Origin of the sequence: Blautia sp. MSK.20.85 (genome assembly GCF_013317245.1) — a bacterium.
Lineage (GTDB): Bacteria > Bacillota > Clostridia > Lachnospirales > Lachnospiraceae > Blautia_A.
This window is the reverse complement of the sequence record NZ_JAAIUN010000004.1, coordinates 39,535-60,027: the sequence shown is the minus strand read 5'-3', so window position 1 is coordinate 60,027 and position 20,493 is coordinate 39,535. Positions and strand designations below refer to the sequence as shown.

Here is a 20,493-nt window from a genome sequence, read left to right as displayed (position 1 = left end):
CGGTTTGCGTCCAAATTTTTTTCTGACTGCATCAGAGATTGCTGTAATGGTTATTTACCTCACTTCTCACAAAGCTTCCCATACTGGTAATGCACATTAAAGTAATGACCAGAAAAACTCCTGGGATCACGATCACCCACCAGGTATTCATGATCAGTGCTTTATTTGCCAGTGAAAGCATACTTCCCCAGGAGACTACATCTGCCGGAAGCCCGAGGCCAAGAAAACTTAATGTAGATTCCATGGTAATACAGCTGCTTATCGAAGAGATCACCACAAACATGATCGCCGAAACAAAATTCGGGATCAGATGGTGATACATCACATATCCAAAACTTCCTCCGCAGAGTCTTGCATACATCACATAATCACTGTTCCTTATCTGCCGCACTTCACTTCTTACAATACGTGCCAGTGCAAACCACCCGGTAATACCGATGATCACAGATATGCTGATCACATCATTGGCCTGAAGGACCGCAGACAGGATCAGGATCAGCAGAAGGGTCGGAATACTTCCGCACATTTCCGTAAACCGCATCAGAACTGAATCCACCTTTGGACCTGCTGTTCCGCTGATGCATCCGTAGGTAACACCGATCACAGTAATGATCGCAGCACCCAGAAGTCCGATCACCAGAGAAACCCTTCCTCCATACCAGATCAGTGAATAAATATCTCTTCCAAGCGAATCCGTTCCAAAGATAAATTCCTTTCCCGGCGGTGTATTCAGATTCTGGAGATAAAAACCTGAGGGATCATGATTTGCAACAACATTTGCAAATACACAGCCCAAAACGATCAGAAAAAGCAGGACCATGGAAAATACCGGTTTCCCCTTCAGCTTTTCCCGAAATGTTTTTTTTCGCTTTTCAGATCCTTGCTGCTTCCACCCGGCACCAACTACCTGAAAAAGCTCAGCTTCTGAAAGCTTCCGGTCAGCTACCATACCCTCACCTCCGAATCCTTCATTCTTGGATCGATCTCTTCATTGACAGTCTGTGCAACAAAGCTGCTTAAAAATACGATAAATCCCGTGATCAGCACATCAATCATCAGCAGGTTATAATCGTGATATTTTGCAGATTCCACTGCAAGGTTTCCAATTCCCGCATAATTGAAAACAGCTTCCACAGTTACAGTCCCACCGGTTACATGGGGTACCGAAACTGCCATGATACTCACGATCGTCGGCAATACATTTCGAAGACAATGCTTCCACAGGATCTTTCTTTTGGAAAGTCCCTTGGATCTGGCAAGAAGTACATAGTCCTTCCGCACCTCATCCAGAAATTTGTTACGTATCATATATGCGTAATACCAGAGATGGCTGAAGATCATTACTACCAGCGGAAGGATCATATGCTTCATACGATTGCCGATACTATCTGCCATTCCCACATCATAGGCACCGCTGCTTGGGAACCATCCAAGATTTACACTGAAGATCAGGATCAGTACCACACCAAGCCAGAAAGCCGGCACATAATAGGCTGCTGTTCCGATCTTGCAGATCAGCCGATCGATCCACTGATCCTCATGGAGCGTACAGAATATGGCGATCAGAACTGCCAGTATAAAGATCACAATATAAGCAATTCCTCCCAGCACCAGAGTATTTCCGATCAGCGGTTTGATCACATTCATAACCGGCTGCCTGTATTTCAGCGACAATCCGAAGTCACCATGAACTGCATTGGTAAACCATCTTACATACTGTACCCCGATCCCCTGATCCAGTCCCAGTCTCGTTCTGGCTGCAGCCACTTCCTCGCTGGTCATCATTTCCAGGGAATCTCCGTAAAAGGACTGCAGGGGATCTCCCGGTGCCAGTCTCGCCAGCCAGAACACCACCACAGACAGCAGAAACATAACCACAGCAAGCAGAAGGATCCGCTTCAGGATCCGGATGACGAGTTTATTTTCTTTGTTCATAATTTTCCTTTCCCACTGCCCTTTACAGTTCAGACAGACATTCGCATTCCGTTCTGCTGCATGCTCATGAACACAAATCGTGGAGCGATTAGTGTTCATATTTCAAAAGCAGTTATGGCATCCAAAACCATAACTGCTTTTGAAAGGGTCGTGTTATTATTCGACAAAACATTTGTATGCACAAATAGGAGTGCGCGGAGGTTATGTGCATCACAGTGCTTTTATATTCAGCACGCGGAGTGTGCTGCTGATATTATTTTATCATTTAACAACTTTCGGACAACCCCGGTACGGGGATATTGGGCAGTCGGGTTTGGCATGGATGTGTATTCCATATAAAAAACGGGACTTTTCTGTATCAGGAACCTGTGTCCCGTGCAGAAAAATCCCGTCTGGTCTTTTGCTTTATTCTTTTATCACTTCCCGGAAATCTGAAGTCTTTCCTTCACGAATCCCAGAAAATCCTTTCCCTGTTCACTGAGTTCTTCACCTCTCCGGCAGATGCACCCGTAAACAAGTCTCTGTCCTTCTCCCGGAAATGTATATTTCACGGAGGAATATCCCGGATCACGGCCGGAAAGATCCGCACCACTGATATTACACAGCTCTCCGGACCCAAGAAGACGTTCCACGATATAATCACTGTTTGTTACGACTACGGTCTCTGCCTCCACTGCGGAATGACCGTTTTCCTCTACAAGGTTCCGGTAATTATCCGGGGAAAATTCATCGGGAAATCTCTGGATCAGCCTGAGCTGGGACATTTTAAAATCTCCCTCATCTGCTTTCCCTTTCCCGGTATAAATATTTACCTCGGTTTCCGTCAGCAGCTCAAATTCCAGGTAATTCCGGGAAAGAAAATACTGAAACGCTGCCAGCTGATTCTGCATCACATAGGCGAATCCCATATCATCCTGTCTGGCTTTCACACGTTTTATGATCTCATGGGTATCTGCTGCGTAAACCTGATAATGAAGATCATCGCACTTATGTGCTTCATAATACGTTACGAAGGTATCCGCAAACCAGGAGCTGGGATGAAAGCATACACACAGGCTGCTTTTTGCAAGTGGCTGTGCCTGCATTTCCAGTTCATCTATATTTTCCAGGATCCTCTGCACATGGATATATGCACGCTCTCCTTCCAGTGTCAGCTCGATCCCTTTTGCATGGCGGACAAACAGCTGGGTACGCATGTCGTCTTCCATGGAACGGATCACCTTGCTTACATTGGACTGGGTAGTAAAAAGCAGCTCTGCGGCCTGGCTGAAAGAACCTGTTTTTGCGCAGGCCGCAAAATACTGGATCTGTTTGATATTCAGCATAACCTTACCCCTGTTTCTTTGCAAAGATCAAAAACATCGGGGTCGGATTGTAAAACTCATCTTTTTCGATATAAATACGCTTACTGATTCCAAGGTCAAAGGAAAATTCTTCCACGCCCATGCGTCCCAGTGTTTCCAGATCCCAGGCCGGGCGCAGGAAAGAACTGATCGGAAGCTGACGCTTGATATCCTCGCACTCCTGCATCAGTTCATCCTGGATCTGATGATGGGCATGATTTTCCGGAAGATCTGCAGTATCCGCAAAATTTGCTGCTCCATAGTTAGCGTCCAGGTTGATCATCACTCCGCCAGGTTTCAGCACACGGAACCATTCCTGGTAAGCGTGTTCCGCATCCGGCAGTGTCCAGGTAAGGTTTCGGGATACGATCACATCAAATTCCTCATCCGGAAAATCCGGATTTTCCGCATCCATGACCGCAAACTGGCAGTCTGCTTTTTCTTCCTCTGCCAGCTTTTTTGCATGGGTGATCATATCCGGTGTCAGGTCGATACCGGTTACCTGATGGCCTTCTTTTGCAAGAAGAATGGTAAAAAATCCGGTTCCGCAACCTACATCCAGGATCCTGAGATTCTTTTTCTCCGGCAGATACTTCTTAAGCTCGGTCATCCATCTGCCTGCAAGTGCGCTGTGAAGTTCCGCTCTTCTCTGTTCCAGGAAGCTGTCGCTGCGCTTGGTCCAGTACTGGGCGATCCTTGTTTTCCGCTCGTCTTTTTCTCTTACGATATTTCCGTAAGTGATCACAGGGCCACCTTCCACAACCTGAAGACTGGATACCTGATAGAGGATCACACCATCCATGTCCGCACGGCAGATTTCCTGAACATTTCCCTCATAATCACGGATCTCGCCAAGATACTCGTCCCTGTGAATGATATCTCCTGGCTTTTTCACCGGGTACCAGAGGCCGTTGACGCTGGCGCACTGATATCGGACATCATCCATTTTCAGCGGATAGTAGGTGCTGTGAGAACGGATTCCGTTGTAAGCTCCAATGCTGCAGAGAATGTTTCGCACATCGCGGCGCATGGAGTCTACTTCTTCACGCTCCCAGGTTCCCATGCAGCCACGTTCCAGAAGGACTGCCGGAATGTCACAGGTACTTGCCGCGTAATTGTAGGCACCGCCTGTGCTTACATTTGACTGTACCATATATGGGACATCTACCTGTTCTGCCATTTTCCGGGATGCTTCCACGATCTCCGGCTTTGCAACGCCTGCAAAATATACATACGGAGTCAGTTCCTCGTAATCGTCACCGCCGTGAAGGTCGATATAATAATCTGCTTTTTTGATCAGGGATTCTGTGATGGCTGCTGCCAGGCGCTCCATTCTTGTGCCATCTTTTTTGCCAGGGAAAACACGGTTCAGATTTTTTCCGTCTTCCCAGCTGATGCTGCCTGCTCGCTTCTCAAAGTCTTGCCTGTTCAGCACTTTTACCAGAACCAGCTGTCCGTTAACTTTTTCCGGATTCAGTTTTTTTGACAGCTCGATCAGGGTCTGGATCCCCACATATTCTCCTGCATGAAGTCCAGCTGTGACAAGGACGGTTTTTCCCGGATTTTTTCCACGGATAATGGTTGCCGGAAGAGTAAATTCTCCGTCTCCAATCTCCAGGAATCCTTCGGTTTTTTCTCCTTCCACAACCGGAAGATTCAGGAAATGATCCGGTTTTACGCCGGTTACCATAAACATTGGGGTGGACTGATAATTCAGTCTCTCCTCCTCACTCCAGACTGTTTTCCAGATTTCCGTATCAGTGTGGATTCCAAGAAGTCCTGCTTCCCGGAGAGTTTTTACATCCCACTCAGGCCGGCGGATCTTTGACAGCGGTACCTGAAGGGCGATCCGCTCCATACGCTCAATATCCGTACAGAGATAATGATCGTCCAGACTGTTGTTCTCCACATTTTTCCGGTCGTTTTCGTAGGCTTTCCGCTGCTCTTCCTCATAGAGATAGCCGTACCAGTTGGCGTCAAAATTCAGAAGTTTTCCGCCCACTTTCAGCACACGGACCCACTCTCTGTAGGCAACATCCGGATGCTCCAGATTCCAGGTAAGATTTCGGGAAATAACCACATCAAAGGTATTGTCTTCAAATTCCAGTTTCTGTGCATCCATCCGCTGGAAATGAATGTTCCGGCAAAGTTCTCCCGCATTTTCCTTTGCCTTTTCCAGCATTCCTTCGGTGTAATCCACAGCATCCACGTGATATCCGGCTTCTGCCAGGATCACTGGAAAAAATCCGGGGCCTGTTCCGATATCCAGGATACGGATCTCTTCCTTTGGCTTGTCTGGAAACTGGCTGGTCAGCACCTTAAGCCATGCGTTTTTCTGCGTTCCTGCAAGCTCTTTATGATTCACTTCGGAGTACCCTTCTGTACGGGTGCTCCAGTAAGATTCGATTTCGTCGAGAAGTTTTTCCACGTTGATTCCTCCGCGCTTTTTTATTTATGTGGGGGCCTGATCTGATAAGGTTTTCCTAACTTTTTCCATACCCCCATAGGTTATGTTTAATGTACCAAATTGTCAGGGTTTTAACAAGCCCCTGGGGGGGATTGCCGCTCGTCTGTACGACAGGAATATTTACAGATTCCGCCGGTAAAATTCCCGCATCCGTACACTGCGCCGGCACTTCTGCCTGCCTTGTAATTCTTTAAATGCTGTGGTATCATCCTACCTGTAGTAATTCAGTAATGATCCCTGAAAGTTAAGCGGATACTGGCGATCTGCATTCGCTGCATCGGGGCAACAATAAAAATCTCAACACATCGAAATCGAAAGGATGGTTTATATACAAATGACAACACAGGAACTGGCTTATGAAGTCATCAGCCGTTTAAAAGAAGAATATCCGGACGCAGACTGTACCCTGGATTATGATGATGCCTGGAAACTTCTTGTAAGTGTCCGCCTGGCAGCTCAGTGCACCGATGCCAGAGTGAATGTGGTGGTTCAGGATCTCTACGCAAAATATCCGGACGTGGCAGCCCTGGCAGCTGCAAAACCGGAAGATATCGAGGCCATTGTACGTCCCTGCGGTCTTGGAAAAAGCAAGGCTCGGGATATCAGCGCCTGCATGCGGATCCTCCACGAACAGTACCAGGACAAAGTTCCGGAAGACTTCAACGCACTTCTGAAACTTCCCGGCGTGGGGCGCAAAAGTGCCAACCTGATCATGGGCGACGTATTTGGAAAGCCTGCCATTGTGACCGATACCCATTGTATCCGTCTTTCCAACCGCATCGGTCTTGTCCATGACATGAAAGACCCGAAAAAGGTGGAAATGGCTCTCTGGAAGATCATTCCTCCGGAAGAAGGCAACGATCTCTGCCACCGCCTTGTAAACCACGGAAGAGAAGTCTGTACAGCACGGACAAAGCCTTACTGTGACCGCTGCTGTCTTAATGATATATGTGAAAAAAATGGGATCTGATATGCGATATGTAAAGTACAATAAAACGGACATTCACACCCCGGAAAGGACAACATTATGAATTTTAAAAAACTGGAAAATAATCTTCTGGATATGATCCAGGAACAGCAGGTAAAGATCGGATACATGAGCGGAGTTACCCGTTTTTATTATCCGCTGCAGTCTCTGAACCGTCTCCTCGGCACAGAGCTTACAGAAGAAGAAATGCAGCATGCGCTGGAAGAATTTTCCGATCATGCCTGTGACCGCCTTGGGAAAGTAAAGGCTTCTTCCAAAAACGAACGTTTCTGCATCACTCTGCCGCCACAGGCATCCGACTATGTTCACGAGAACCGGAAACCAAGTGAATTTCTGGTACGTTTCATTAACACCGTTGCCCGCCACGGCTGTACTCTGGATGAAGTGATGAATGTTTTCCATAGTTATTCCAAACATGTGCATATGGAAAAAACAACCGGCACAGGCTTCGACTACCTTGTATATTTTGAAGACGGTATTCCAGACGATTACCGGTACTGCCTGTCCCTGGAAGGTGAGCATATGATCTATCATAAGTTCACGCCGGAAGATTATGAGGACTTTGGATTCTGATATCCGAACGCCATTATAAAAAACCGCCGGTCTGCAGACAGATTTTCAAAAAAATCTTCTGTAAACCGACGGTTCTTTTTATTCTCTACACCCGGAACTTCTTCTGCATCTCCCGGACCATATCTTTCCGCTTAAACAGAAACAGCCAGACAAGCATCAGGAAGCTGACGCAGACACAGATCAGAGACGGATACAGAACATTCACCACACCGGTGGCCAGAAGGATCAATGGGATCACCACGCCGAAAGCTCCTGCTTCCAGAAGGTAGATCATATATTCCGCAACTTCCAGCCTCTGTGCCGCTGTGATCGCCCACATGGAACAGATCACAGCAAGGGCCGCAAGAGGAAGAAGATAATCCACAGACCAGCCCCGCCAGCCGGTAAACATATCCCAGAGCACACCTGCTACCGTTACGATCACCAGCTGCCACATTTCATTCTTCAATAAATTCCGCCGCTTCACATACGCCACCGAAACCATCAGCCAGGTGCAGAACGCTCCTGCAGTCACAAACCAGGCCCATCCCATATGGCCGTCCACCAGATAATCGATCAGATTACATACCACAGCCAGCACGATGCACAGAAACGTAAAACTCTCAAAAAGCTTTGCCGGAGCTTTCCGTTCCTCTTTCTGTCCCGGAAAATCATTCTCCCGGATCTCACAGGACACCTGCTCTTTTTTCAGCTTCTCCACAAAATTCCGCTCAATATTTCCATTGGGGATCTTGGACGAAAAACTTAAAACCATCTCATCCCCAAAAGAACAGGAGCACAGCTGCAGGCTGTCCGTACTTGCAAAAAGCCCGAATCTCTGAATATATTTCCGGTATTCCTCCGGCATCCGTATAATTCCCACATTGGAATAGATCGCGGTAATGGACCTTCCTCCAAGAGTTGTCCCTGCAAGAAGGAACGGCGTTTTGATCTCCAGCGGCACCAGACGCAGGATTGGATTCTTTTCCAGGCTTACCAGATCATTCAGCTTCGCCTCGATCACATCTTTGCTCAGTTCTTTTGCAAACTGCTCCTTTACGGATCCAAGAATATCCTCAAAAGTCGTTTCCGCAGAAAAATAACAGCTGATCTCGATCCACCCGAAAAAATTCGCCATGGACCGGGACGGAAAATAGTTCCTTAAATTTACCGGGATCATAAGGCCAATGGGTTTTTTCGCCTGATTCTGGGGCACCTCCTCATGGATCGCCCAGATAAGAGCCGCCGTAAGAAAAACCGTGATCGACACACCGGCTGCTTTTGCCCGGGCGTGGATCTCTTTCACCGGAATGCATACTTCCGTGATACTCATATCTTCCTGTCTGAGTTTCTCACCTTTCAGCTGAAAAGCCGGCTTCTTGGACTCTCTCTTTCTTGGAGCATCTGAGGAATAATACTGGGAAAAACTATCCTCTTCCATATCTCTTCCGGTGATATTTTCGTCTGGAAAAAGCTCCGGAAGTTCTTTCTCCGGATGTGCCTCCTGAAGATAATCTTTTACAAGTTCCATCAGGAAATGCATGGCTCCCGTTCCATCCGTCAGCGCGTGAAATACCTCAAAATTGATCCGGTTCTTATAGTAACTCACCCGAAAAAGAAGCGTTTTTTTGTCCGGAATGTAAAGTCCGCTGCAGGGTGCACCTGTTTCTTTCTTTACTATTGCCGGAATATCACGCCTCTCCAGATAAAACCAGAACAGTCCCTTTCTTAAAACCGCCCGGAAAAGAGGATATTTTTCCAGGGTACGGTCCAGTGCTTTCTGCAACGTTTCTTCATTTATCTCTTCTTTCAGTTCACAGTAAAAACGAAATACCCTGGTGTCATTTTTTCCTGTCACCGCCGGGAACGCCAGTGCCGCATTATCCAGTTTTCTCCACTGTGCATATTCGTTCTTCATGATGTTTTCCTTCTTCCTGCGAGATATTTACTGTCCATTATCCGGGACTTTTCTGAGATTTCTGTTTCCTGTCCGCAGACATTTTGCCCTTTCACAACTGCTCCTGCTCTTCTGTTTCCAGAAAACGGTTCACATACGTAAAGCTCTCCTGCACATGCAGAAATTTGATTCCCAGTGCAAAGTACCCGTGAAACGCACCCGCGATCCTGTGTACTTCCACTCGATTCCCTGCGGCTTTTAAGCGTTCACCAAATGCCTCTCCTTCATCCCGAAGAGGATCAAACTCAGCGGTAAGGATCAGTGTATCCGGCATATTTCGGAGATCTTTCTCCAAGATCGGCGCAAAATACGGATTCTTTCTGTCTTCCGGGCAGCTCTCATAAAGCTTCAGATAATCTTCCATCTTCTCTGCTGTGAGAAGATAACCGGTCCCGTTTGTTTTTACGGATTCAAAAGGCGATTCTTCTGTATAACAGTTGTTCAGTGCCGGATAGATCAGGATCTGTTTTTTCGGATAAAATTCTCCCCTGTCTCTGGCCATCATGCACACAGCCGCAGCCAGATTTCCGCCGGCACTGTCTCCCATAATGGTAATACGATCCGGATCGGTATTCAGAAGAAATCGGTTGGTATAAAAAGCCTTCGCTGCCGCATAGCAGTCCATCAACCCCACCGGGAAACGGTATTCCGGTGCCAGCCTGTACTCCACAGATGCCACGATCTGACCGGTGGACTGCGCCATTCTGGCACATACACGCTGATAATTCTCCACGCTTTCTGTAACCCATCCACCACCGTGGAAAAACAGGATCACCGGAGGTTTTCTGCCGGAAGCAGCCCCATTCTCCATGGCCTCTTCTGTTGGAAAAAACAGACGGATCGGCACTTTATAGTCCCCATTATAAACTTCCGCATCCAGTGTTTTGTAAAAAATACTCATAGGATCCATTTTTTTAATATCTGCCAGCTTTCTGGAAGCGTCTACCTCAATTCCTCCATAGGAAAGAGCCTGCAGAACTGTCCGTACTGCACGTGGCATAGAACTTCCGTCTTTCACAGGGATCCCCGGAATCACGATACGTCGGCTTCTTCTTTTTCCTTTGCTTGTATAAATATATTTCGTCTCAGTTTCATACTTCCTGAGGATATGGATGCGTTTCACGCAGGTTCGTTCATAGGAAATCCTCTTCAGGATTTCATGATCGGTACGGATAACTACTTCTGTTCCTTTATAGCCCGGGATGTAATAACTGTTTTCTTTTTTCTTTATCTGTGGTCGTCTTAATCTCAGTAAATGCTTTCTGATCGCGTCCTCACCTCCATGAATTTTTTCTTTGTTGTGAACTATGATAGCATCCGCAGCTTACGAGTACAAGTCGTAGTAAAAAATATACTGCTGCATAATTCCACGCATTCCCTTATATCTGCGGTTTGGAAATCCTCTTTTATAATGCACATCCATGACCTGGCGGATATGGGTATCTATGGGAAAAGCATCCATATGATGCAATGCAAACAGGCAGATACACTCTGCTACCTTTTCTCCAACGCCACAGAGTTTCATCAATTCTTTCTTTGCCTGATGGTAACGCATATCATAGATTTTTTCCAGGGAGATTTCGCCGGATGCGATAGTCCTGGCTGTCACTGCGATATATTTTGCCCGATATCCAAGGCCGCAGTCTCTTAAGTTCTCTTCCGTTGCCTGACTCAGCGCCTCCACAGTTGGAAACGCATAATATTCCACACCTGTTGATGAAACTTTTCGCTCTCCATATTTCCGACAGATAGTTTCGATACATTTGCGGATGCGTTTGATATTATTCTGCTGGGAAATCAGAAACGTGACGATCATTTCCCAGAGATCCTGTCTTAAGATCCGGATCCCGTCTCCTGCCTTTATGGCGGCACCCAGATATTTATCCCGTGGATTGGCTGCATTCATGTAAGTTTCATAATCCGTATCCAGGTCAAAATACAGCACCCAGTAACAGATAAATTCTTCCTGAGAGCAGTAAAAATCTACCACTCCCCCCTTCTGGCGCATTTCCAGATACTGATCTCCCGCCACCATGGAAAAGTGTCCATCTCCAAGTTTCTTCATCCGGAAGCACTGCCCGGAATCGCATATTTTATCAAGGCTGAAATGTTCCAGCTCTACTGTGATCATGTTGGTTCCTCTCGTAAGTATTTTTCTGTATTTTTATCACGTATCATTTTCGATGGTTTATTATAAGACATTTATAAAGTAAAGAAAAGCAGAAGAGGAAAATAAAATGACCTGTGCGAAAATAAATTCACCTGGCATCATGAAGGATTTCCAATGCCCGTTTATATCTTCCATGCAGACGTGAGATCTGTTCCACAGATATATTTTCGCAGTCAGAAAGACGTGTTACATCAGAATTGTGGAGCAGATCAGCCTGCTTCACTTTTTTTGCGATCGGATTCTTCCGGATATTCCGGATATAGTCGAAATAATTCATACTCTTATCTCTTGTAAGATAACGTAAGGCCTCCACAACTTCTTCCGGAAATTCTCCGGTAAGATCTTCAAATGTGATCTCTGTATCTTCCACCACATCGTGAAGAAGTGCCGTACATACACTGAGTTCATCATCCATCTGCTCTGCTACATGAAATGGATGAAAAATATAAGGTGTCCCGCTTCGATCTGTCTGTCCATGATGTGCCTCGTATGCCACCTTCATAGCTTTTTTCGTCAAAGCTGTATAAATCATAACCGCGCCTCCCGTTGGGTTCTCTGAACCGCCATTCAGATCACTGTATACCTTTTACGCCTACAGCAATCCTGTACCCTGTATAACACAGTATAGCATCTGATTTTCCTTCCTACAAGGATAAAAAGTCTTATATATCTATCATTTTTCCTTATATACGACAATTTTCTGATTATAACATTCCCGGAAATACTGCTGTTCTTACCTGGATCTTTCATTCGATCATGAACTCGCTTGCCCTCATTCTGAAATTGGTATATACTACTTCTAAATGAGCAAATCACCACTGATCTGGTGATAATACAGAAAGGAATCTTACCAATGAAATTTATATATCCTGCAGTTTTCCGTCCCACAGAGGACAAAAAATACAACGCTTTTTTCCCGGATCTTGCCTGCTGCGAAGCCAGTGGTGACACGCTGGACGACGCCATCGAAAATGCCAATGCTGCCGCATATGACTGGATCTACACAGAGCTTATGGAATTTGAGGGCAAGCTTCCTCCGGTTTCCGAGGAAAGCGATCTGGATCTTCAGGAGGGTGACGTTGTCCGCAATATTTCTGTAAATATCCGTTTCCAGGATGGATGGGACGAATAAAGCTCTCACCTGGAATAAAACCACTGTTTGCCATCATTTTCCATATATGGCAATACAGAAAATATCTGTTCACAGCTAAAAAGCATCTGAATCGGAAACATTCTTTCGTTACCGATTCAGATGCTTTTATTGTGCATTTCTTTATTGTTCATGATACTGCCTGAAAAATTTACGCAGTCCATCCAGTGCTTTTACCAGTACTTCTGTCTCATCCTCATTAAGCTCCGCAAGCACAGCTTCTGTCATCTGTCTGTGAAATTCCGCATGATGGTGATATGCCATACGTCCCTTGTTGGTAAGCTGGATAAATACCACTCTCCGGTCCTTTTCACTTCGTTCTCTCTTCACATAGCCCTTTTTTACAAGGCTGTTCATGGATGTTGTGAGGGAGCCTACCGTGATCTTCAGCTTGGCTGCGATGGAAGACATATTTCCTCCGCCAAGGCCTACTGCCTCGATAATGTGCATATCATTGTTGGAAATATCTTTATATTTATCTGTGATGATGGCTTCTTCCTCCAGCCGGAGGATCTCGTTGAACAGATTCACCAGCACGTCATTTATAACTTCCCGATTGTCCACTCTACCCCGCTCCTGTTTCTCCGGAGCCAAAAAGCTTCTCCGGTTCTCTGTTTATGAAGCCATCGTAACATAAATATAGGATTTTTTCCACTGGATTTTTGCTTTGCGGATACAAAATCACTGCGCTTAAAATTTCTACATTTTCCGAAAACGTTCGTAGCGGTGTTCCAGAAGCTTCTCTGGCTCTGTCTTGCCATATTTTCCAAGGAAATCTTCTATTCCGTTTTCCAGATAAGCCGCAGCATCGTTTATGTTCTCACGGCTTACAGGCTCAGCTTCCGGGATCACATGCTCGATCATTCCCATCTGATAAAGATCCGCAGCAGTAAGTTTCATCACTGCGGCAGCCTCCTTTGCCTTTTTGCTGTCTTTCCAGAGAATAGAGGCAAAGCCCTCCGGAGACAAGATGGAATAGACGGAATGCTCCAGCATCCATACCTCATCCGCTACAGCAAAAGCGAGCGCACCGCCGCTTCCTCCCTCACCGATCACAATGGAAAGTACAGGAACGGTAAGTCCCGCCAGCGTATAGAGATTTTTCGCAATAGCTTCACCCTGTCCTCGTTCTTCTGCTTCCAGTCCGCAGAATGCACCTGGCGTATCCACAAGGCAGATCACCGGTCGGTGAAATTTCTCTGCCTGCTGCATCAGACGCAGAGATTTCCAGTAGCCTTCCGGAGAAACCATTCCAAAATTCCGGGCAATATTTTCCCTGGTGCCCTCACCTTTTTCCTGTGCAAGAACCGTCACCGGCTTTCCGTGAAAAAATGCCACACCGCCGATCACTGCCGGATCATCACCACAGTGGCGGTCACCGTGAAATTCCATGAAATCGTCAAAGAGTGCCTCGATGTAGTCTTTTCCCGTGGGACGTGTTTTTGCTCTGGCAAGCTGGACATGTTCCCAGGGAGTGTAATTTCCTGATGGGATGAATTCCGGCCAGATTGTATTCTCTGATTCCCGTTTATCTCCCACGGCAGTTTCTGTCGATTCCGCATTATCAGATTTATATTTCATTTCCATGTCCGAATTATCGGACTGTCCATAATCTGGTATTTTATTTTCATGTAACTTCAGGATATCCGCCAGCACGCTTCTCTGCTCCTCACGTTCCACGATCTTATCCACAAAACCGTGTTCCAGAAGAAATTCCGCTCTCTGGAATCCTTTGGGAAGTTTCTGACCGATGGTCTGCTCAATGACTCTGGGGCCGGCAAATCCGATCAGTGCTTTTGGCTCTGCCAGGATAATATCTCCCAGCATGGCAAAGCTTGCAGTCACACCACCTGTCGTCGGGTCTGTAAGAACCGGCACATAGAGAAGCCCTGCATCACTGTGTTTTCGAATGGCCATACTGGTTTTTGCCATCTGCATCAGAGATACCAGTCCCTCCTGCATTCTGGCACCGCCGGAACAGATATAGAGAATCACCGGAAGTCTCTCCTTTGTGGCACGTTCAAAAACCCGGGTGATCTTTTCCCCAACAACCTCTCCCATACTGGACATCATGAAACGGCAGTCACAGACACCAAGCGCTGTCGGTGTCCCTTTTATCGTACACTTACCGGTAACCACAGCCTCGTCAAGTCCTGTCTTTTCACGGAGTGATCTGATTTTTTCCTCATATCCTTTGTACTGAAGCGGATTCTGTTCTTCCATATGTACGTCCCACTCTGTGAAACTCTTTCGATCTACGACCATCTTGATCCGCCGGTAAGCCGGTACATGAAAATAATTTCCACAATGTGGGCAGATGTAATGATTCTGTTTTACCTCATCTGCAAAAACAGCAGCCTTGCAGGCATTGCATTTTCGCATCAGGTTATCCGGAACCTCCGGAGTGTTCCCGTACTCCTCCCCCCGGATATCCCGTACTGTTTTTTTGAACATATGCTTAATTCTCATTGATCTTCACTCCCGCAATGATATGACTTGCCAGAAAACCGGTGTCAAAATTTCCAGACTGATAATCCTCATTTTTCAAGATTTCATACTGATAGTCAATGTTTGTATCGATTCCGTCAATGATCACCTCACCAAGGGCACTCTGCATTTTTGCAATGGCTGCCTCACGGCTGTCTGCATGAACGATCAGCTTGGCAAGCATGGAATCATAATACGGTGGGATCTTACAGCCGTTATAAACGCAGGTATCCACACGGATCCCGTTTCCTCCCGGAAAATGTGCCCCCTGGATAGTTCCCGGTGAAGGCCGGAAGTTTTTCTGAGGATTCTCGGCGTTGATCCTGCACTCGATGGCATGTCCCATAATATGGACATCATCCTGTGATATTTCAAGAGGCATCCCCGAAGCGATCTTCAGCTGCTCTTTCACAAGATCGATTCCGGTTACCCATTCTGTCACCGGATGTTCTACCTGAATTCTTGTGTTCATTTCCATAAACCAGAATTTTCCATCCGGCTCCAGCAGAAATTCAATGGTTCCCGCATTGACATAGCCGGCCGCTTTTGCTGCCGTCACTGCCGCATGACCCATTTTTTCTCTTAATTCCGGCGAAACTGCGGCGCTTGGAGATTCCTCTATCATCTTCTGATGATTTCTCTGAATGGAGCAGTCACGTTCTCCCAGATGAATGACATTTCCCTGGTTGTCCGCAAGGATCTGAAATTCAATATGTCTGGGATTTACCACAAAATGTTCAATATACATGGTACCGTCGCCAAAAGCGATCTCAGACTCTTTTCTGGCAGTTGCGTAGGCCTCTGGAAATTCCTCCGGGGTATTTGCCACACGCATACCTTTTCCACCGCCGCCAAGAGCTGCCTTGATGATCACCGGGTAGCCGATCCGCTCTGCTTCCTTAAGGCCGGTTTCAATATCCTCCACATCCCCTTCACTGCCTGGAACTACCGGAACACCTGCTGCGATCATGGTGCTTCTTGCGATCTTTTTGTTTCCAAGCATGCGGATGACCTTCGATGGCGGTCCCACAAATGTAATTCCGCATTTTTCACAAAGCTCCGCAAATCTGGCATTTTCCGAAAGGAAACCAAATCCCGGATGGATGGCATCCGCACCGGAAACCATGGTGGCACTGATGATCTGCTCCATATTCAGATAGCTCTGTGCGGAAGGTCCCGGACCGATACAGATTGCTTCGTCTGCCAGCTGTGTGTGAAGGCTTTCCTCATCTGCCTCGGAATAAACTGCCACTGTGGCAATTCCCATTTCCCTGCAGGCACGGATAATACGCACCGCAATCTCGCCTCTGTTGGCGATCAGTAACTTTCGAATCATACAATCACCTTACCCGATCATAAATGTAAGTTCTGCCTCTACGGCAACCTCTCCATCTACAGATGCCACTGCGGAACCGATTCCCACGGGGCCCTTTCTGCGGATGATCTTTGTCTCAAGACGGAGTTTATCTCCGGGAACTACCTTTCTGCGGAATTTACACTTGTTGATGCCGCCAAAATAAGCAGTTTTTCCCTTCATATCCTCCAGGGAAAGAATAGCTACCGCACCAACCTGTGCCAGAGCCTCTACCATAAGGACGCCCGGCATTACCGGCTCCTTCGGAAAATGTCCCCGGAAAAAGTCCTCGCGGAAAGTCACGCATTTATATCCAACAGCAAATTCACCTGGTTCATAATCTTCGATATAGTCCACAAGCAGAAACGGATGTCTGTGCGGGATGATCTCTTCGATCTGTTTTACGTCAAGATGTTTCATTCTCTATCCTCCTGAAAAATCACGGAGAAAACGACCGATTACATAATCTGTATTCTTTTTCTCCGAAACATTCTCTTTCTTATTCTTTAATTCTGACCTGAAGATATTTTATCGGATACGGAAAAGTTTCTGTCCATACTCTACCGGCTGTCCGTTTTCCACATAGATTTCCGCGATCTCGCCGTCAAAATCACTTTCGATCTCATTCATCAGTTTCATTGCTTCCACGATTGCAAGAACCTGGCCTTTTTTTACTTTATCTCCTACCTGGACGTATGGCGGAAGATCCTGGGATGGTGCTGCGTAGAAAGTTCCGACCAGCGGAGAAGTTACCAGGCTGCCGGTCTGGTCATCTGATTTCTGTGATACGTTTTCCGGCTGCTCTATATTTTGCACAGGTACTGTATTCTGCACGCCCTGTGTTTCTGCTACATTTTTGTCTGCCGCTGCCATTTCATCTGCCGAATCTGATACTGTCGCCGCCACGGAACCTGCACCTGCCATCGGCACTGTATGCACTGCCCTGCGGACTTTTCCACCGGCCATTCCTGCCGCCGGAATGTTTTCCACAGTTTCCCCCATAACTCCCTGGATGATCTGTGGTTTTCCGTGTTCCATGCTTAAGGTCAGATCTGCTGTCTCGTAAGTAAAAGCAGTAAGTTCTGATGCGGATACGTGATCGATGAGCTCAAGGATCTGGTTAAATTCCATGATTTCACTCCTCCTCATACTTCTTTACAAGCAAGGTTCCGTTATGGCCTCCAAAGCCAAGGGAATTGCTCATTGCATAGCGTACTTCCTGTTCTGCCGGAGCGCCGATCATATAGTTGAGATCCAGCTCCTCCTCTGTTTCCGTAGTTCCCACAGTCTGATGGATAAATCCGTCCAGAATGGATTTTACACACACGATAAACTCAACAGCACCTGCTGCGCCAAGAAGATGTCCTACCATGGATTTTGTGGAGTTGATCTTTACATCTTTTGCCGCATCTTTGAACGCAAGCTTGATGGCTCTTGTCTCAAACAGATCGTTGTGGTGGGTTCCGGTTCCGTGTGCATTGATATAATCTACCTGCTCCGGTGCAACACCTGCTTCTTTCATGGCGTTTTCCATGGCACGTGCGGCGCCGCTTCCGTCCTCGGCCGGAGATGTGATATGAAAAGCATCTGCAGTTGCACCATATCCCACAACCTCTGCCAGGATATTGGCATTTCTCTTTTTCGCATGTTCCAGTTCTTCCAGAACAACCACACCTGCGCCTTCACCCATGACAAAACCACCTCTGTCTTTGTCAAAAGGAATGGAAGCACGCAGCGGATCCTCGCTTGTGCTCAGTGCGGTAAGGCTTGCAAATCCTGCAATTCCGATGGGGCAGATAGCACCTTCTGTACCGCCTGCAAGCATTACATCTGCATCGCCGTACTGGATGGCACGGAAAGCGTCTCCGATACAGTGAGTTCCTGTTGCACATGCAGTTACCACGTTTGTACACTTTCCTTTTGCACCGGTGGCAATGGAAACATTTCCTGCTGCCATGTTTGTGATCATCTTGGGAACAAGAAGGGGATCAACCCTTGAAGGACCTTTTTCCACAAGCTTCTTCTCATTCAGCTCCGTAGCCTGAAGGCTTCCCACACCGGAACCGATGATCACGCCTACCATGTACGGATCTTCCTCTTCCATCTTAAGACCTGCATTTTCCACAGCTTCCAGTGCGGCTGCCACCGCATACTGGGAAAAGGGCTCCATTCTTCTTGCGGTTCTGGGATCCATGCGGTCTTTTGCTACGAAGCCTTTCAGCTCCGCTGCCAGTGTTGCCTTATATCCGGTTGTATCAAAACGGGTGATCGGTCCGATCCCCACTTTTCCTTCTTTCACTCCGTTCCAGAAGCTTTCCACATCGTTTCCGATCGGTGTTACTGCTCCAAGTCCTGTTACTACTACTCGTCTTTTCATCAATCTATCCTCCTGACTCCGGGGAGCCTTTTTTACATTGCCATTCCGCCGTCTACACGAAGTACCTGTCCTGTAATATAACGTGCGCCGTCCGATGCCAGAAAAGCGGCTGCTTTTGCCACATCTTCTGCAGTTCCCATGCTTCCCATGGGAATGGATGCCGAAATATTTTCTTTCACTTTGTCGGAAAGCACGTCTGTCATATCGGTTTTGATAAATCCCGGTGCAATGGCGTTGACCGTGATTCCTCTGGATGCCAGCTCTTTTGCGGCGGATTTTGTAAGGCCGATGATTCCCGCTTTGGATGCTGCATAATTGGCCTGTCCCGCATTTCCACGAAGGCCTACCACCGATGAAAGACTGATGATCCTGCCGCTTCTCTGTCTCAGCATCATTCTGGACACATGGCGGATGCAGTTAAAGGTTCCTTTCAGGTTGGTGTCAACAACTCTGGAAAAATCTTCCTCGCTCATCTTCATGAGAAGTCCGTCCTTCGTAACTCCGGCATTGTTTACCAGAATGTCAACACGTCCGTATTTTTCTGCAATGGCTTTGAAAAAAGCTTCGCATGCATCAAAATCTGCCACATTACACTGCAGGATATCTGCCTGGCCGCCAGCTGCCTCGATCTCTGCTTTTGTTTCCCGGGCTTTTTCTTCTGAGCCGTTATAATTGATCACTACAAAATTTCCTGCTTTTGCAAGTTCCAGGGCGATGGCTTTTCCGATTCCACGTGCACCGCCTGTTACCACTGCGATTTTTTTCTCTGACATATGAATTCCTTTCTGATCACTTAAGTTCCTGGCAGACTTTTTCTGCGTCTTCTACAGTCTGGATGTTATATACCTTTACATTTCTGTCGATCTTTCTCATAAACCCGGCCAGTGTTCTTCCAGGTCCGATCTCCACGAAGGTATCCACTCCTTGGCGGATCATGTTTTCCACACTCTGCTGCCAGCGCACGGAAGATGAGATCTGTTTTTCCAGAAGTGCCTTTGTTTCGGATGGATCTTCCACATACTCTGCGGTTACGTTTGTTACATATGGAATTTTAAGCTGGTGGAGTGTGATACCCTCCAGAACCTTCCCCAACTCTTTTCCTGCTGTAATAAGCATTGCGGAGTGGAAGGGACCGCTGACATTTAACGGGATCACTCTTCTTGCGCCAGCTGATTTCAGTTTTTCAGAAGCTTCTGAAACTGCCTCTGCTAGTCCTGTGATCACGATCTGACCAGGACAGTTATAATTGGCAATGCTGACATCTGAAATGTCTGCGATCACTTCCTCGATCTTCTCTGTTTCCATTCCCATAACTGCCGCCATGCTTCCTTTTCCTGCCGGAACTGCCTGTTCCATCAGGATTCCTCTTTTTCTTACGGTTGTAATGGCATCACAAAGCTCCATGCCGCCTGCTGCTTCGATGGCACAATACTCACCAAGGCTTAAGCCTGCAGTTACATCCGGATGAAGTCCCATCTCCTCTACGACCTTTTCCATGGCGAGGCAGGTGGTGACCAGCGCTGCCTGTGTATACTCCGTCAGATCAAGCTTGTCATTTTCTTCAAAACAGAGTGCTTTCATGTCCAGATCCAGCCACTTACTGGCAGAATCAAAAACCTTTTTTGCAGTATCATATTTCTCATAAAAATCTTTTCCCATCCCGGCTTTCTGTGCGCCCTGTCCTGGAAAGATGAATGCTGTTTTTCCCATCTG

General features: G+C 46.9%; 19 protein-coding genes. 3 read left to right on the top strand and 16 right to left on the bottom strand.

Translation table 11 applies throughout. From position 1 onward, the window contains the following. Window positions 1–31 precede the first annotated feature (31 nt). The 4 genes from G5B12_RS03340 to G5B12_RS03325 all read right to left on the bottom strand — a co-directional run bounded on the left by G5B12_RS03340 (window position 32) and on the right by G5B12_RS03325 (window position 5,706). Window positions 32–949 (bottom strand): ABC transporter permease, encoded by a 918-nt coding sequence (locus G5B12_RS03340; RefSeq protein ID WP_118368493.1) that lies wholly within the window; start codon window positions 947–949, stop codon window positions 32–34. After that, window positions 943–1,935: an ABC transporter permease gene (locus tag G5B12_RS03335; protein WP_174087737.1), complete on the bottom strand. Its 993-nt coding sequence runs from the start codon at window positions 1,933–1,935 to the stop codon at window positions 943–945. Before G5B12_RS03335 ends, G5B12_RS03340 begins: the two co-directional genes overlap by 7 nt. Window positions 1,936–2,351: 416 nt before the next feature. Further along, complete coding sequence (locus G5B12_RS03330; RefSeq protein WP_174087736.1) at window positions 2,352–3,260, bottom strand: LysR family transcriptional regulator; 909 nt, start codon at window positions 3,258–3,260, stop codon at window positions 2,352–2,354. A 4-nt stretch (window positions 3,261–3,264) separates the two neighbouring features. Further along, entirely contained in the window at window positions 3,265–5,706 is a 2,442-nt protein-coding gene (locus G5B12_RS03325) for a methyltransferase domain-containing protein (RefSeq protein WP_174087735.1), read from the bottom strand. 373 nt (window positions 5,707–6,079) lie between these two features. On the opposite strand from G5B12_RS03325, the gene G5B12_RS03320 reads away from it, so the two are divergent. Together G5B12_RS03320 and G5B12_RS03315 are read left to right on the top strand one after the other, a co-directional pair. Continuing rightward, window positions 6,080–6,715 carry an endonuclease III domain-containing protein gene (locus tag G5B12_RS03320; protein WP_174087734.1) on the top strand — a complete coding sequence of 212 codons (636 nt, stop codon included), beginning with the start codon at window positions 6,080–6,082 and terminating at the stop codon, window positions 6,713–6,715. 57 nt (window positions 6,716–6,772) lie between these two features. Continuing rightward, window positions 6,773–7,306, top strand: a complete 534-nt coding sequence (locus G5B12_RS03315; RefSeq protein ID WP_118169570.1) for a DUF3877 family protein — start codon at window positions 6,773–6,775, stop codon at window positions 7,304–7,306. Between the two features lie 85 nt (window positions 7,307–7,391). On the opposite strand, the gene G5B12_RS03310 is transcribed toward G5B12_RS03315, so the two are convergent. The 4 genes from G5B12_RS03310 to G5B12_RS03295 all read right to left on the bottom strand — a co-directional run bounded on the left by G5B12_RS03310 (window position 7,392) and on the right by G5B12_RS03295 (window position 11,944). Beyond that, on the bottom strand, window positions 7,392–9,203 hold the full coding sequence (locus tag G5B12_RS03310; RefSeq protein WP_174087733.1) for a DUF6320 domain-containing protein: 1,812 nt from the start codon (window positions 9,201–9,203) through the stop codon (window positions 7,392–7,394). A gap of 91 nt (window positions 9,204–9,294) precedes the next feature. Next, a complete protein-coding gene (locus tag G5B12_RS03305) occupies window positions 9,295–10,242 on the bottom strand; it encodes an alpha/beta hydrolase (protein WP_118062393.1) in 948 nt (315 codons plus the stop codon). A 324-nt stretch (window positions 10,243–10,566) separates the two neighbouring features. Further along, window positions 10,567–11,373 (bottom strand): DNA-3-methyladenine glycosylase family protein, encoded by an 807-nt coding sequence (locus G5B12_RS03300; protein ID WP_118062329.1) that lies wholly within the window; start codon window positions 11,371–11,373, stop codon window positions 10,567–10,569. Between the two features lie 127 nt (window positions 11,374–11,500). Further along, window positions 11,501–11,944 carry an HD domain-containing protein gene (locus G5B12_RS03295; RefSeq protein WP_021977165.1) on the bottom strand — a complete coding sequence of 148 codons (444 nt, stop codon included), beginning with the start codon at window positions 11,942–11,944 and terminating at the stop codon, window positions 11,501–11,503. A 321-nt stretch (window positions 11,945–12,265) separates the two neighbouring features. Here G5B12_RS03295 and G5B12_RS03290 point away from each other — a divergent pair, with 321 nt between their 5' ends. Next, on the top strand, window positions 12,266–12,544 hold the full coding sequence (locus tag G5B12_RS03290; RefSeq protein WP_021977164.1) for a type II toxin-antitoxin system HicB family antitoxin: 279 nt from the start codon (window positions 12,266–12,268) through the stop codon (window positions 12,542–12,544). Window positions 12,545–12,685: 141 nt separating this feature from the next. Here the strand turns inward: G5B12_RS03290 and G5B12_RS03285 are convergent, their stop codons facing one another. From G5B12_RS03285 to fabD, 8 genes are all read right to left on the bottom strand, one after another. Beyond that, window positions 12,686–13,126 (bottom strand): MarR family winged helix-turn-helix transcriptional regulator, encoded by a 441-nt coding sequence (locus tag G5B12_RS03285; RefSeq protein WP_118062392.1) that lies wholly within the window; start codon window positions 13,124–13,126, stop codon window positions 12,686–12,688. Between the two features lie 135 nt (window positions 13,127–13,261). Next, window positions 13,262–15,031 (bottom strand): acetyl-CoA carboxylase carboxyltransferase subunit alpha, encoded by a 1,770-nt coding sequence (locus G5B12_RS03280; RefSeq protein WP_118062328.1) that lies wholly within the window; start codon window positions 15,029–15,031, stop codon window positions 13,262–13,264. Then, window positions 15,021–16,385, bottom strand: coding sequence for an acetyl-CoA carboxylase biotin carboxylase subunit (gene accC / locus G5B12_RS03275; RefSeq protein WP_021977161.1), 1,365 nt, complete (start codon window positions 16,383–16,385; stop codon window positions 15,021–15,023). The genes G5B12_RS03280 and accC overlap by 11 nt, the downstream gene beginning before the upstream one ends. A gap of 9 nt (window positions 16,386–16,394) precedes the next feature. Continuing rightward, window positions 16,395–16,823 carry a 3-hydroxyacyl-ACP dehydratase FabZ gene (gene fabZ / locus G5B12_RS03270; RefSeq protein WP_021977160.1) on the bottom strand — a complete coding sequence of 143 codons (429 nt, stop codon included), beginning with the start codon at window positions 16,821–16,823 and terminating at the stop codon, window positions 16,395–16,397. 108 nt (window positions 16,824–16,931) lie between these two features. Continuing rightward, window positions 16,932–17,534 carry an acetyl-CoA carboxylase biotin carboxyl carrier protein gene (gene accB / locus G5B12_RS03265; RefSeq protein ID WP_174087732.1) on the bottom strand — a complete coding sequence of 201 codons (603 nt, stop codon included), beginning with the start codon at window positions 17,532–17,534 and terminating at the stop codon, window positions 16,932–16,934. Between the two features lie 4 nt (window positions 17,535–17,538). Continuing rightward, window positions 17,539–18,780, bottom strand: coding sequence for a beta-ketoacyl-ACP synthase II (gene fabF, locus G5B12_RS03260; RefSeq protein WP_021977158.1), 1,242 nt, complete (start codon window positions 18,778–18,780; stop codon window positions 17,539–17,541). A 32-nt stretch (window positions 18,781–18,812) separates the two neighbouring features. Further along, window positions 18,813–19,553 carry a 3-oxoacyl-[acyl-carrier-protein] reductase gene (fabG, locus tag G5B12_RS03255; protein ID WP_021977157.1) on the bottom strand — a complete coding sequence of 247 codons (741 nt, stop codon included), beginning with the start codon at window positions 19,551–19,553 and terminating at the stop codon, window positions 18,813–18,815. Between the two features lie 16 nt (window positions 19,554–19,569). Beyond that, window positions 19,570–20,490, bottom strand: coding sequence for an ACP S-malonyltransferase (gene fabD / locus G5B12_RS03250; protein WP_174087731.1), 921 nt, complete (start codon window positions 20,488–20,490; stop codon window positions 19,570–19,572). Between the last annotated feature and the right edge of the window lie 3 nt (window positions 20,491–20,493).